Annotated in this window: 10 protein-coding genes; 4 read left to right on the forward strand and 6 right to left on the reverse strand. The window is 66.6% G+C overall.

The window, feature by feature from the left end:
- Positions 1-95 precede the first annotated feature (95 nt).
- Positions 96-671 carry an imm11 family protein gene (locus tag HAV18_RS38150; protein WP_166965982.1) on the reverse strand — a complete coding sequence of 192 codons (576 nt, stop codon included), beginning with the start codon at positions 669-671 and terminating at the stop codon, positions 96-98.
- Positions 672-883: 212 nt separating this feature from the next.
- Positions 884-1,267 carry a DUF2750 domain-containing protein gene (locus tag HAV18_RS38155; RefSeq protein ID WP_166965984.1) on the reverse strand — a complete coding sequence of 128 codons (384 nt, stop codon included), beginning with the start codon at positions 1,265-1,267 and terminating at the stop codon, positions 884-886.
- Positions 1,268-1,953: 686 nt separating this feature from the next.
- Between HAV18_RS38155 and HAV18_RS38160 the strand changes: the two genes are divergently transcribed.
- Complete coding sequence (locus tag HAV18_RS38160) at positions 1,954-4,401, forward strand: DUF3772 domain-containing protein (protein ID WP_166965986.1); 2,448 nt, start codon at positions 1,954-1,956, stop codon at positions 4,399-4,401.
- A gap of 6 nt (positions 4,402-4,407) precedes the next feature.
- Here HAV18_RS38160 and HAV18_RS38165 read toward each other — a convergent pair whose 3' ends face one another.
- From HAV18_RS38165 to HAV18_RS38175, 3 genes are all read right to left on the reverse strand, one after another.
- Entirely contained in the window at positions 4,408-4,851 is a 444-nt protein-coding gene (locus HAV18_RS38165; RefSeq protein WP_166965988.1) for a hypothetical protein, read from the reverse strand.
- A 180-nt stretch (positions 4,852-5,031) separates the two neighbouring features.
- The gene (locus tag HAV18_RS38170) at positions 5,032-5,454 is read right to left on the reverse strand and encodes a hypothetical protein (RefSeq protein ID WP_208102284.1); all 423 of its coding nucleotides are present in this window, start codon (positions 5,452-5,454) and stop codon (positions 5,032-5,034) included.
- A gap of 192 nt (positions 5,455-5,646) precedes the next feature.
- The gene (locus HAV18_RS38175; protein WP_166965990.1) at positions 5,647-7,158 is read right to left on the reverse strand and encodes an aldehyde dehydrogenase family protein; all 1,512 of its coding nucleotides are present in this window, start codon (positions 7,156-7,158) and stop codon (positions 5,647-5,649) included.
- Positions 7,159-7,792: 634 nt separating this feature from the next.
- Between HAV18_RS38175 and HAV18_RS38180 the strand changes: the two genes are divergently transcribed.
- The 3 genes from HAV18_RS38180 (at position 7,793) to HAV18_RS38190 (ending at position 11,587) form a co-directional block, all read left to right on the forward strand.
- Complete coding sequence (locus HAV18_RS38180; protein ID WP_166965992.1) at positions 7,793-9,373, forward strand: amino acid permease; 1,581 nt, start codon at positions 7,793-7,795, stop codon at positions 9,371-9,373.
- Positions 9,374-9,527: 154 nt separating this feature from the next.
- Positions 9,528-10,796: an FAD-binding oxidoreductase gene (locus HAV18_RS38185; protein ID WP_166965994.1), complete on the forward strand. Its 1,269-nt coding sequence runs from the start codon at positions 9,528-9,530 to the stop codon at positions 10,794-10,796.
- A 116-nt stretch (positions 10,797-10,912) separates the two neighbouring features.
- Complete coding sequence (locus HAV18_RS38190; RefSeq protein WP_166965996.1) at positions 10,913-11,587, forward strand: TetR family transcriptional regulator; 675 nt, start codon at positions 10,913-10,915, stop codon at positions 11,585-11,587.
- A gap of 72 nt (positions 11,588-11,659) precedes the next feature.
- On the opposite strand, the gene HAV18_RS38195 is transcribed toward HAV18_RS38190, so the two are convergent.
- Positions 11,660-13,459 carry a phospholipase D-like domain-containing protein gene (locus HAV18_RS38195; protein ID WP_166965998.1) on the reverse strand — a complete coding sequence of 600 codons (1,800 nt, stop codon included), beginning with the start codon at positions 13,457-13,459 and terminating at the stop codon, positions 11,660-11,662.
- Positions 13,460-13,526 lie beyond the last annotated feature (67 nt).

Raw genomic sequence — 13,526 nt, forward strand, 5'->3', positions numbered from 1 at the left:
CGGACGGCGATTCCGAAGCGGGACGTGTACTGTTCGCCCCGCATCGGTTCGATGGCTCACACGGAACCTTCCTGACACTGCCGCCCGGTCCGGCGTCAACCGACCGGCGGGATGCCGGTGGTGAACCTGACACCCTTGTTCGCGGCGCGCAGTACCGCATCGGCCAGTTGATCGCCGACGACGATGTATGACGCGGAGTCGCATTGTCGGCCCATGCCGTTGGCCGGAAAGTCGGCGCGCAAGACCAGCCTTCTGAAACCGACCGTGGCGTCGGGGAACCCCGGGATTTTCACCACGATCGGCTCGGACGCGTCGCGATCGACCACGTCGACTGTCGTCGTCGGGTTGAGCAGGAAATACGAGCCTTCAATCGCCTCGCCGCCCGATCTGATCACTGCCGGGACGAACTGCACATCATCGTTATCCACCCGCGCTTCGATCGCCATACGTACCGCTTCGTTGACGAGCGGAACCAGGATGTCCGACCAGATGACGCCGTAATCCCGAATCCTCGACCGCCCGTTTCGCGGCAGTTCGAACGACAGGGGCACGGGTGTAGCGACGCGCGTTGCCGCCTGCAGCTCGAACCGATCCATCCTGCTCACGGCCTCGTCGTAGCGGGCCATTCGGCTTGCCGGATAGTCCGCTTCCGTGGTCCAGATTTTCGTCATGTTTCCTCATCCGGTTCGGACGTGACCGTCGCGCTCACCCCATCATTGCCCCCGAACCTCGGTGCGATGTTCCACCGGCCCCGGTTCATGCAGAACGATCCAATGCATTGGCCGGCCGGGGCGCCGAGTGAATGACTTCGCATTGATTGACGGAATACCCCGTGCACCACCCTCTCGACCCGATTCGTGACCGGTAACGGGCGCGCATGAATTTACTCATACTGCGTCAACTCCGCGCGGATCGACGCCAGCAGATCGAGCGGCAATACAAGCGACCCGCTGTCTTCCGGCGTCGGAAAAACGGCACATACCCTTTGATCCCTTCCCATCCCGGGCAACCAACGCGACAGAAACGCGTCGAGAGGAATCGCCTGCGCATGAAAGCCCGCCCATTCGTCACCGGCACAGATCGCCGCGAAGTCCTGCTCGGGCCAGAATGGAATCACGATGCACCCCTCCGCGGCCGCGGTCGCCCAACCCGTATCGAACAGACCCCAGACGACTTCAGAGTCGGCAATCTTGCGAATGAAATAATCGGATCGGGCGTGAGTGTCGAGTCGCAGAACGCTTTCGATCTTTCGCGGGTGAGCCGCCATCAAACGCCTCCGCGTCGATGTCGAGCCTGGCGGAAAGCGGCGGCGGGCTTGCTCGGGATCGACATCGCGTCGGCCGCCGGCGCCGGCCGTCCGACGTTCGCACGGCCGATACGCCGCGTGCCACTGTCACCGAACGGCTCGATGCCGTCCGAACCGGCATCGGTCGGCCACGGCGCAGCCCGTTCGTCCGCCGTGCCCACCGGAAGTGTTTGATCTGCCACGCTCTCAGGATGCCTGTCGTTGTTCGTGTTCGGATGCCCGGCGACGGCTTCCGCGTCTCGTGCCGCGGACGACCTGCCGGCGGCTCGCGGCATTGTACGACGGCCACGCAGCCGGAAAATGTCCGGTCGCCGGTCCGCCCCGGGGCCCCTCACGGAGATCATGCCCCGTTTATCCGGCTCATCGGCGCGCCGACTTTATGTAAATGTCGTAACCGTCTGTCCCGCCGCTTGCCCCGACCGACTGCAGAAAACACGCCCTTTCCGCCGCGACTCGCGCCGACAGACCCCCGGTAAAACAAGGCGACCGGGATTTCCCGTAGTCCGTCGCGCATGCCTACCCCGGAGACGCCACAGATGCAGATTCGGAAATGGTTCGCCCCACACCCCGGTAACATGCTACCGGGCCAATCACCGGCTTCCGGCTGCCTTTCGGCACCCGGCACTGTCGGCAAATCGTAAGCATTCATGTTCATACAACGACTATCCACGTACGCCCGCCGGATCGCGCTGATCGCGCTGCTGCAGTTCGCGGCGATCGCGACCGCGTCGGCGTTTCCGGAGGCTGCTTCCGCCCCGGGCGCAAGCGGCGTCGGCGCGCCCGTGCCGGCCATCTCGCTGAACGACGCCGTCGCGCAGCTCAAGCAGATGCAGGTCGAGCTCGACCGCATCAAGCAGCAGACCTCGACCGCGTCGAGCAGCAAGGAGCTGGACGGGCTCGACGACTCGGCGCAGGAGCTGAGCACCGACGTCGTGAAACTACAAAGCGATCTCACGCCGCAACGCGCCCAGATTCAGGCACAACTCGACGTGCTCGGACCGCCGCCCGCCGAGGGCGCTGCGCCGGAAACGGCAGCCGTCGCGAAGCAACGGGCCACGCTGAACGCGCGCAAGACGCAGCTCGATGCGGCGCTGAAGCAGGCCGCCGACCAGAAAACCGGCCTGACGAACCTGGCCGAACAATTCGCAAAGCTCCATCGCGGCCTGCTGAAGAACCAGCTCGCATTCCGTTCGGGCGGCATTTTCAGCGCGCAGTTCTGGCTGCCGCTGTTCCATCTTTCGCCGGACGACACCCAGCGGCTCGGAGATTTCGACGAAGAAATACACGACATGCTGCGCTCGTCGTGGGTGCCCGGACAAAAGGCGATCACCGTGCTGCTGCTGATCGCCGCGTTCGCGGCATGGATGGGCGGCCGCCGGCTCATCGAGCGCGGGCTCGCCTGGCTCTGCGTCAACCGCCTGCCGGCCACCCGCTTGCGCCGCAGCGCACTGGCGTTATCCATCGCGCTGTCGACCCTGCTGGCGACCGCCATTGCCGTTCAGATCCTTTATCTCGCCGTCGCGCGCCGTTACGACCTCACGTCGGGGCTGACCGATCTGTGGGACCAGTTCGCGAAGCTCGCCGCGACCTGCGCACTGATCGCCGGGCTCGGCCGCGCACTGCTCTGCACGAAGCATCCGTCGTGGCGCCTGCCCGCGCTCGCCGATCCCGTCGCGCTCGCGATGAAGCCGTTCCCCGGCATCCTGGCCGCGCTGCTGCTCGTGTCCGGCACGCTCGAATCGATCAACCGGATCGTCGACACCAGCCTGTCGGTCACGCTGTTCGGTCGCGGCATCGTGTCGCTCGTCGTCACGCTGACGGTCGGCGCGTCGCTGTTGCGTGCCAACCGCGCGCGCAGCGTGCTCGCGGCGGCGGGCGAGGCACCCGAGCAGCGCTCAACGCTCGCGGGGCTGATCCACGCCGGCGTCACGCTGGCGATCGTCGCATCGCTGATCGCACTCCTGATCGGTTACATCACGGTCGCGCGCTTCATCACGTACGAGCTCGTGTGGTTCGAGATCGTGCTGTGCACGACCTACATCCTGATCCAGCTGACGCGCGACGCGAGCGAAAGCCTGTTCTCGTCGAGCCTGGCGACGGGTCAGCAGATCAAGCACCTGTTCGCGCTCGAGGATCGCCACCTCGACCAGGCGCGCACGGTGCTGTCCGGTTTCGGCACGAGCCTGCTGATGCTGATCGCGGCCATCGCGCTGCTGACGGGCGGCTTCGGCACGACGCCGAGCGACCTGCTCGACAGCGCGGTCGCGATGATCGGCAGCCAGCGGCTGCAGAGCCTGAACATCATGCCCGACCGGATCCTGAACGCCGTCATCGGGTTCGCGATCGGCTTCTACCTGTTGCGCTCGCTGCGGCGCTGGCTCGACAGCGAGTTCATGCCCGCGCTCGGCATGGATACCGGGATGCGTGTATCGCTGATCACGCTGTTCACCAACGTCGGCTACGTACTGCTCGTGCTGATGACGCTCGGGCTGCTCGGCGTGCGGTGGAACAACCTCGCGTGGATCGTCAGCGCGTTGTCGGTGGGTATCGGCTTCGGCCTGCAGGAGATCGTGAAGAACTTCGTGTCGGGGCTGATCCTGCTGACCGAGCGTCCGGTGAAGGTGGGCGACATGGTCAGCATCGCGGGCGTCGAAGGCGACATCCGCCGCATCAACGTGCGCGCGACCGAGATCCAGCTCAGCGACCGCTCGACCGTGATCGTGCCGAACTCGCAGCTGATCTCGCAGAACGTGCGCAACGTGACGATGGGCAACAGCACGCAGGGCGTCGCGACGCTGGTGCTGACATTCCCGCTGAACACCGATCCCGAGCAGGTGCGCGACCTGCTGCTCGATGCATATCGCGAGCACCAGGCGATCCTCGAGAAGCCGGCGCCGTCGGTGACGTTCAGCCAGCTCACGCCGGACGGAATCACGCTGAGCGTGACGGGTTATGTGGCAAGCCCGCGGATCGCGAGTTCGACGAAGAGCGATCTGCTGTTCGAGATCCTGAAGCAGTTGCGCGCGGCGGGGATCACGCTGTCGAGCCCGCAGATGCTGGTCGTGCAGAACATGCCGGCGGCGGCGGAGAAGTGATGCAGGCTACGCGCCGGGTGGCGTCGCGCTGAACGGTCGGGTCGGCCGTCCGCGGTCGATGCGCAGGTTCACGACATCGTCTGCGGATACCACCCATGCATCGCCGGCCTGCGTCACGAATGCGATGGCGCCGTCCGTACGCCGGGCGGCGACGAACGGGTCCGACGTCGTCGACATCACGACCCAGTCGACATGGCTTCCCGTGCGCTTGTAGAAGAATCCGTATGACCCGTGCGACGCGCCCTCGCCGCCTGCATAGATCGCGCCGTCGATCTCGATCGAGAATCGTTCGAATGCATCGGTGACATCCGATTCGTCGATACCGATCAAATCATCCAGCGCCAGTCGCGCACCAGCAATCGTGTAGCCGATCACGCGCGTGCGGCTCAACGCGATGCAGTCCGCGTAGAAAAGCGATTCGCTTCGTATCAGATCCGCGAGCGTGTCCATTCGTGTCCCCGTCCCGATCGGTCAATCGACCGTGACCGTCTCTTCCCAGCCGTAGACGATCTCGTCGCTCGCCTCGTCGTCTTCGTGACAGGTAATCGTGATCAGGTTGTCGCTCGGATCGCGCAGATGCGCCGCTTAGCCGGCAATCATCCGTGCCACCACGTCGAACCGTCCGCCGCATCACACGCACGCACGCGGCGGTAGCGGCAGCGGAATCCCACTCTGTTCCAGAACGGCGATCGCCTTGCGAAGAAACGCCAGCGGAAGATCGGTGTTCGCGCCGTACAGATCGACGATTCCAACCTCGACGACGGCTTCGACCAGCGCCGCGAATCTCTGCGACTCGCCATCCGGCAGCGCCGATTCGATGGCTGCCGGAACGGGATCGCCTCTGCCGTTCAGTTCGAGCAATGCACCTTTCCGCTCCCACTCCGGCAGGCTTCGAGCACCCGCGACGGCGTCGAGATGAGCCAGGAGCGCATCGATGGCCGCGTGCGACACTCCTTTCGCGTCGCAATAGCGACGCAAACAGGAAGACGCATAAACCTGCATGCCGACGAGCGACAACCCCGCCAGGCTCGCAAGACATTCATTTCCGTTCACGATCTCGGCACCGTCAACCCGGGCCGGCACGCACGCGCGCCGCTCCCGGCATGTCATCGAAAAAGCACCGGCGCCAAACGACGCCAACGCGCACGATACCGCATTGCGCCGCGCCAAACACAACGGGCCGGCACCGCATCGCGGCAACCGGCCCGTTTCATCGTCAGGCGGTGCAACACGCACCGCGCGACATCACACGTCGAACTTCACACCCTGCGCCAGCGGCAGCTGCCGGCTGTAGTTGATCGTATTCGTCGCGCGGCGCATATACGCCTTCCACGCATCCGAACCCGACTCGCGGCCGCCGCCCGTTTCCTTCTCGCCGCCGAACGCGCCGCCGATCTCCGCGCCGCTCGTGCCGATGTTCACGTTGACGATCCCGCAGTCGCTGCCCGCTGCCGACATGAACTGCTCGGCCTCGCGCATGTCGTTCGTGAAGATCGCCGACGACAGGCCTTGCGGCACTGCGTTATGCAGTTCGATCGCGTCGTCGAAGTTGTCGTAGACCATCACGTACAGGATCGGTGCGAACGTCTCGCGCTCGACCACGGCCGATTGCTTCGGCATCCGCACGATGGCCGGACGCACGTAGTACGCATCCGCGTGACCGACGTCGACGCGCTCGCCGCCCTTCACCTCGCCGCCCTGCTCACGTGCATCGCCCAGCGCCTTCTGCATCGCATCGAACGACGCGCGATCGACCAGCGGGCCGACCAGCGTGCCTTCTTCGAGCGGGTTGCCGACCTTCACCGACACGTAGGCCTTCTCGATGCGCGGCAGCAGTTGCTCGACCAGGCTGCGATGCACGATCAGGCGGCGCAGCGTCGTACAGCGCTGGCCGGCCGTGCCGACCGCCGCGAACGTGACCGCGCGCACCACGAGGTCGAGATCCGCGCTCGGCGCGACGATCATCCCGTTGTTGCCGCCGAGTTCGAGGATGCCGCGCGCGAGACGCTGGCTCAGCACCTTCGCGACTTCCTGGCCCATCCGCACGCTGCCCGTCGCACTGACGACCGGCACCTTCTTCGACGCCGTCAGCACCTCGCCGACGTCGCGCATGCCGAGCACCAGCTGGCTCAGGCCCTTCGGCGCGACGCCCGGATGCGTCTTCTCGAACTCGCGCAGCGCCTTCTCGAGCAGCACGTGGCACGCGATCGCGGTGAGCGGCGTCTTCTCGGACGGCTTCCACACGACCGAATCGCCGCACACGAACGCGAGCGCCGCATTCCAGGCCCACACCGCAACCGGGAAGTTGAACGCCGAAATCACGCCGCACACGCCGATCGGGTGCCACGTTTCCATCATCCGGTGACCCGGGCGCTCCGACGCGATCGTCAGGCCGTAGAGCTGGCGCGACAGGCCGACCGCGAAATCGCAGATGTCGATCATTTCCTGCACTTCGCCGAGCCCTTCCGACGTGATCTTGCCGGCTTCGAGCGTGACGAGGCGGCCCAGTTCGGCCTTGTGCTCACGAAGCACGTTGCCGAACACGCGCACGAACTCACCGCGCACCGGCGCCGGCACCGTGCGCCACTTGAGGAATGCGTCGTGCGCGGCGTCGATCTTGCGCTCGGCGTCGGCGGGCGTGTCGACGGCCAGCGTCGCGAGCGTCGCGCCGTCGAGCGGCGAACGCGCGGTCAGCGCATTGCCTTTCCACTGGGCGAGATCGATATCGAGCGCGGCAAGAATGTCGTTGAATTGCATCACTTCCTCTTCAGGGACAGATTGATCGGTGCGGCGGCAGCGCCGCCCGCGTGATTCGATTGGAGCGCGTTCGCGCGCCCGGTGCAAGCGGATGCGCAGCGCGGCGGGCCCGGTGCGCCGTATGGCGCATCGCGCTGCGCCGCCGCCGGAAGCCCGGCCGGACGGCGCGCTCCCGCCTCGCAGGGCACGATCCATGAAACACATTGTCGGTGGCCACAAGTCGGGCCGCTATTGATATTAACTCACGACTTCATTCCGAAAACGCAACAACTCGATAGGCCGACCCCACGCGCTTCTGCGCCGATATAGGACGTTTCCAAAGCCCGTAGCCGGGCCGTCGGACGCATCGCGACACGATGCAAGTTGATGACAAACCTGCATCACCCTGTGCGGAAATATCGTTTGCCGGCCGTGCATCGGGCACACACAATCGTTGCGACGTCGAGGTGCAACGCACCCCGCGCGCCGCCGGCCGCCACGACTGCAGCCGGACGCCAGACGAAGGCGACACGCATCGCGATCCGGCTCATCAGGCCCGCTTCCGCACCGCATCACCGCTGCCCGGCCCAAGGCCGGCAACGCGTCGCGCTTCGTCACCAAAAAACAATCCCGGAGACAGCGCCCAGCGCCCGCCATGCATTCAGATGCCCGCCCCGATTCACCCCGTCCGTCCGGCTCGCCGCCCGCGAAGCCGTCCCTCCACCGTGCGCTGCAGGCACGCCATCTGCGAATGATCGCGATCGGCGGCTCGATCGGCACGGGCCTGTTCGTCGCGTCCGGCGCGTCGATCTCGCAGGCCGGCCCCGGCGGCGCGATGCTCGCGTACATGGTGATCGGGCTGATGGTCTATTTCCTGATGACGAGCCTCGGTGAAATGGCCGCGTTCATGCCGGTGTCGGGCTCGTTCGCGACCTACGGCGCGAAGTTCGTCGACGAAGGCTTCGGTTTCGCGCTCGGCTGGAACTACTGGTACAGCTGGGCCGTGACGCTCGCGGTGGAGCTCGTCGCCGCGCAACTCGTGATGAACTACTGGTTTCCGCACGTACCGGGCATGTGGTGGAGCGCGCTGTTCCTCACCTTGATCTTCGCGCTCAATGCGTTGTCGGTGCGCGGCTTCGGCGAAGCCGAATACTGGTTCGCGCTGATCAAGGTGCTGACGGTGCTCGCGTTCGTCGGCGTCGGCCTGCTGATGATCTTCGGGATCATGCAGGGCGGCCCGAGCGCGGGCTGGGGCAACTTCACGATCGGTGACGCGCCGTTCGCCGGCGGCTGGGCGACGATGCTCGGCGTCGCGATGATCGCGGGCTTCTCGTTCCAGGGCACCGAAATGATCGGCGTCGCGGCCGGCGAATCGGAAAACCCGCGCACGACGATCCCGCGCGCGGTGAGCCAGATCTTCTGGCGGATCCTGCTGTTCTACGTGTTCGCGATCTTCGTGATCGGCGTGCTGATTCCCTACACCGACCCGAGCCTGCTGAAAAGCGACGTGACCGACATCGGCGTGAGCCCGTTCACGCTCGTGTTCCGCCACGCGGGCCTCGCATTCGCGGCCGGCGTGATGAACGCGGTGATCCTCACGGCTGTGCTGTCGGCCGGCAACTCCGGCATGTACGCGTCGACGCGGATGCTCTACAACCTCGCGGTCGAAGGCCGCGCGCCGAAGATCTTCGCGAAGCTGTCGCGCGGCGGCGTGCCGCGCAACGCGCTGTATGCGACGACGGCCGTCGGCGCGCTGTGTTTCCTCACGTCGCTGTACGGCGACAAGACCGTGTACCTGTGGCTGCTGAACACATCGGGCATGGCCGGCTTCATCACATGGCTCGGCATCGCGGTCAGTCACTACCGGTTCCGCAAGGGGTTCCTGAAGCAGGGCTACCGGCTCGACCAGCTGCCGTACCGGTCGAAGTGGTTCCCGTTCGGCCCGCTGTTCGCGTTCGCGTTGTGCGCGGTCGTCGCGCTCGGCCAGGATTACCAGGCGTTCCTCTCCGACAAGATCGACTGGGTGGGTATCGCCGCGACCTACATCGGCCTGCCGTTCTTCCTCGCGATCTGGCTCGGCTACGCGCTCGTGCGCAAATGCCGCCTCGTGCGCTACGAAGACATGGAGATCGCGCCGTGGATCGAACGCAACGCGACGCCTGAAACCACACCGCAGGCCGAAACCGGCTACGCGGGCTACGTCGCCCGTCCGGCCAACCCGACGCAGGGCGCCTGAGCGTCCGAAGCGGCCCGCATCGGCCGACTTCGCACCGGCCGCCGCCCACGCGCGGCAGCCGGTGCGCTGCCCCCCCATTCGACGCGGCGCGCGCGTTCAGGCAAGATCGACGCGCGCCGCCTGTTTTTCCGCCGTTACGAGTCAACGAAATCGCATGCAGAACTTCTACGAAGCCACCGTTACCCGCCAGCCCTACCCGCAACTGACCGGCACGATCGACACGCAGGTCTGCATCGTCGGCGGCGGCCTCGCCGGCCTGTGCACGGCGCTCGGCCTCGTCGAGCGCGGCGTGCATGACGTCGTTGTGCTCGACAGCGAACGGGTCGGCTTCGGCGCATCGGGCCGCAATGGCGGCTTCGTCTTCGGCGGCTACAGTCTCGACAACGCCGACCTGCTGCGCACGCTCGGCCGCGACGAAGGGCGCCGGCTGTACCGGCTCACCGTCGATGCGGTCGAACTGATCCGCGCGCGGATCGCACGCTACGACATCGACTGCGACATCGTCGACCAGGGCGTGATGCTCACGAACTGGTTCGACGATCCTTCGCGGCTCGACAGCGTGCGCACGCTGATGAAGGACGAACTCGGCGTCGACTGGGAACCCGTTTCGACGGACGCATTGCGCAAGCGGCTGAAGACGCAGCGCTATTACGGCGGCCTGTTCGAGCCGAACGCCTTCCACTTCCATCCGCTCAAGTACGTGCTCGGCGTCGCGGCGGCCGCATCGCGCGGCGGCGCGCGCGTGTACGAACGCTCGGCCGCGCTCGGCATCGCGCGCGAAGGTGCCGGGTACGTCGTGCGCACGGCGCAGGGCACGGTGCGCGCGAAGGACGTCGTGTTCGCCGGTGGCGGTTATGCGCGCGGCGTGTCGCCGCGCATCGAGCGCGCGGTGCTGCCGATCGCGACCTACGTGATCGCGACCGAACCGCTCGGCGCGCGCCTGCCGGACGCGATCGACGCACCGTACGCGATCTACGACACGCGTTTCGCGTTCGACTATTACCGCCCGCTGAAGGACACGCGCATCCTGTGGGGCGGCCGGATCTCCGTGCTCGACCGCGGCCCCGACGCGATCGCCCGCCTGCTGCGGCGCGACCTGCTGCGCGTGTATCCGCAACTGGAAGGCGTGAAGGTCGACTACGCGTGGGGCGGGCTGATGAGCTATGCGCGGCACAAGATGCCGCAGATCGGCCGCGACGCGGACGGCGTATGGCACGCGATCGCGTTCGGCGGCCACGGGATGGCGCCGACCACGGTCGCCGGCGAAGCGCTCGCGGCCGCGCTGGCCGAAGGCCGGCCGGTGCCGGAAGGCTTCAACGCGTTCGGGCTCACGCGCACGTTCGGGCTCGCGGGCCTCGCCGCCGCGCAGCTCACGTACACGGCGTACCAGGCGCGCGACGCGCTCGCATCCTGCCGTCGCTGAGCGGCGGCCACGGCGGCCGAAACCGCCCTGCCGATTAGAGCGGAAGGTCGGCCGGGCGGGGATTTCCCACATGCTAGAATGGCTTTTCCAAGCCGCCGAAGCCACAATAAATTCACATGAAAGCAGGAAGCAAGGCCGCCACGTCCGACACCCGCGCGCTTCCGTCCGATACGCGGCGCAAATACGATCCCGAGCAAACCAAGCGCAACATCCTCGACGTCGCCACGCAGGAATTCTCCGCGATGGGGCTCGCCGGCGCGCGCGTCGATGCGATCGCCGAGCGTACCAACACGACGAAGCGGATGCTCTACTACTACTTCGAAAGCAAGGAAGGCCTGTACGAGGCCGTGCTGGAGAAGGTGTACGGCGACATCCGCGCACTCGAGCAGGAACTGCACGTCGGCGACATGGAGCCGCGTGAAGGCATGCGCCGCCTCGTCGAATTCACGTTCGACTATCACGACAAGCATCGCGACTTCGTCCGCCTCGTGTCGATCGAGAACATCCACGGCGCGAAGTATCTCGAACAGCTCAAGTCGTTCAAGAACCGCAACGTCAGCATCATCAAGACGCTCGAGGAACTGGTCGAGCGCGGCGCGGCGAGCGGCGCGTTCCGCCAGGACATCGACGCGTTCGACCTGCACCTGCTGATCAGCTCGTTCTGCTTCCACCGCGTGTCCAACCGCTACACGTTCGGCGCCGCGTTCGGCCGCGACCCGTCGGCGCCGCGCCTGCGCGCACGGCATCGCGACACGATCGCCGACGCCGTGCTGCGCTACGTCGCCGCATAAGCGGCGGCAGCCGGTTTCCCGGCCAGCCTCACGTCGGGCGCGCGACATCCGCGCCCGTCGCTCTGCCGTACCTCAGTCCGTCGGCGCGGTCGACGCCAGTGCGATCCGCGCCTTTTCTTCCGGGCTTCCCGCCACGTAATACTTCTTCGCCCAGCTCGAATCGGGCGCAAGCGCGAGCCGCGCATGCGTACCCGTGCTCGTATCCGTGCCCGTGCCGTGCTGCTTCGCATTGATCGCCAGCGCCCGCGCGCGATAGTGCTCGTAAAGCCGCAGGAATTCCGCGAGATAGATCGCCGAGATCCGCGAGTCGCGGATCTCGAGCAGGTTCTCGTCGTTGTACTGCTCGGAATTGCGGCTCATGTTCGCCGAGCCCGTATAGACGACCGGGTTTGCGCCTTCGGCATCGATCACGATGAACTTGTGATGGATCACGACGGGCGGAAAGGCCGGTGCCGGTTCACCCGGGAAGAGGCGCAGCTCGGGCTCGAAACCCTCCGGCACGGTGGCCGGCGAGAAATACGCGGCATCGATCACGTCGTGGTTGTCGCGGCTGCGGTGATACAGCTCGAGGTTCGCGAGCGTGGCTGCATCGAGCGTCTGCCCGGCCTGCTGCTCGGCATCCGCCTTCGTCGCGCTGCCTGCGTTGATCTTGTTCACCAGGCCGAACATCATCAGCCCGCGGTCGCCGGCCGCGAAGCACGCATCGCGCAGCGCCGCGTCGGTCGGCATGAACAGGCAGAACGAGACCGAATGCTTCGCGGCCGCGATCGCGGCGACGATCGTGTCGATCTCGGTGCGCTGCCCCGCCGGCTCCGGCGAAAACGCGAGCCGCACCTGTGCACTGCCGATCGTCATCGGCTCCGACCAGCCCGGCGACAGCTTCGCCGTCTCCGCGATCGACGGATTCCCGGCCAGCGCCTGCGCGCGATCGTTGTACAGCGCGGCAAGCGCGGGCGAATCGAACGCGTGCAGCACGTTCGCCTGTTCCGTGAGCCCCTCGGTCGTGAAGTTCGCGGAGCCGGTCAGCACGCGTGAGGGCACCGCGTTCGACGCCGCATCGGTCACGATGAACTTGTCGTGCATGATGTGCGTCTTGTCGCGCGGCGCGAGCGTCGCGAGCCCCTGCAGCGCGTCGACGGCCGGCTGGTTCGGCGACGGCAGCGGCGGCTTGCCCTTGCGCGCCGTCGTGTGCGCGTCGTAGACGATCGCGAGCGACGCTTCGCCGTGCTGGCGCCCGAATGCTTCGAATGCGGGCAGCGCCCACAGCGTGTCGGTCAGGTGATAGACGGCCGACGCCGCGCGCGACGCGGGGTCGAGCATCTCCGCGAACACCTGCTCCATGTCGTTCGCGAGCCACGTGCGCAGCTTCAGCGCCTGCGCGTCGCTCGGTGCCGCATTCGGCGCGAGGCCCAGCGCCGCCACCTGCTTCGCGAATGCCTGCGAGCTGACCACCGCGCGGTTGAACCACGTGCCGATGCCGTCCTCGACATGCGCGGGCAGCACGACGTTGCACACGCCGGCTTGCGCGTCGAGTACCTGCAGGTTCGCCGGCGTGCCGACGACCGGATAGACGTCGTAGCGGAACGACGCACCGCGATCCTGCGGATCGATGCGCGCGTCCCACCACATGAATTTCTGGATCGGCGCCTGGTCGGTCGGCGCGTCGCCCTGCGTGTGCGCGGCCGGGCCGTCGAACGTCAGGCGGTTCGGCAGCCAGCTGTCCGGCGCGCGCGTCTTGCCGTCGGCCGACCAGAAGCCCGGCGTGCGCCGGATCGCGAAGCCGAGGAAATCGGCACGCGACGCCGCATCGGGCCAGTCGAAGGCCAGCAGGACCAGGGTGGGGGAAAGATAGCTGCGCACACTGACGGTCATTCGTTGCTCCCTGGCCTTGCGGCCGGTCGAGATGAATGGGTCAGTCTTGACGGCGGTTCTTCCCGCG

It is taken from the genome of Burkholderia sp. D-99, assembly GCF_011605345.1.
GTDB lineage: Bacteria > Pseudomonadota > Gammaproteobacteria > Burkholderiales > Burkholderiaceae > Burkholderia.

What these genes read in the sequence shown, in the direction of transcription:
- HAV18_RS38150 (WP_166965982.1), bottom strand. Translation starts at nt 671, where the DNA reads ATGACGAAAATCTGGACCACGGAAGCGGACTATCCGGCAAGCCGAATG.
- HAV18_RS38155 (WP_166965984.1), bottom strand. Translation starts at nt 1,267, where the DNA reads ATGGCGGCTCACCCGCGAAAGATCGAAAGCGTTCTGCGACTCGACACT.
- HAV18_RS38160 (WP_166965986.1), top strand. Translation starts at nt 1,954, where the DNA reads ATGTTCATACAACGACTATCCACGTACGCCCGCCGGATCGCGCTGATC.
- HAV18_RS38165 (WP_166965988.1), bottom strand. Translation starts at nt 4,851, where the DNA reads ATGGACACGCTCGCGGATCTGATACGAAGCGAATCGCTTTTCTACGCG.
- HAV18_RS38175 (WP_166965990.1), bottom strand. Translation starts at nt 7,158, where the DNA reads ATGCAATTCAACGACATTCTTGCCGCGCTCGATATCGATCTCGCCCAG.
- HAV18_RS38180 (WP_166965992.1), top strand. Translation starts at nt 7,793, where the DNA reads ATGCATTCAGATGCCCGCCCCGATTCACCCCGTCCGTCCGGCTCGCCG.
- HAV18_RS38185 (WP_166965994.1), top strand. Translation starts at nt 9,528, where the DNA reads ATGCAGAACTTCTACGAAGCCACCGTTACCCGCCAGCCCTACCCGCAA.
- HAV18_RS38190 (WP_166965996.1), top strand. Translation starts at nt 10,913, where the DNA reads ATGAAAGCAGGAAGCAAGGCCGCCACGTCCGACACCCGCGCGCTTCCG.
- HAV18_RS38195 (WP_166965998.1), bottom strand. Translation starts at nt 13,459, where the DNA reads ATGACCGTCAGTGTGCGCAGCTATCTTTCCCCCACCCTGGTCCTGCTG.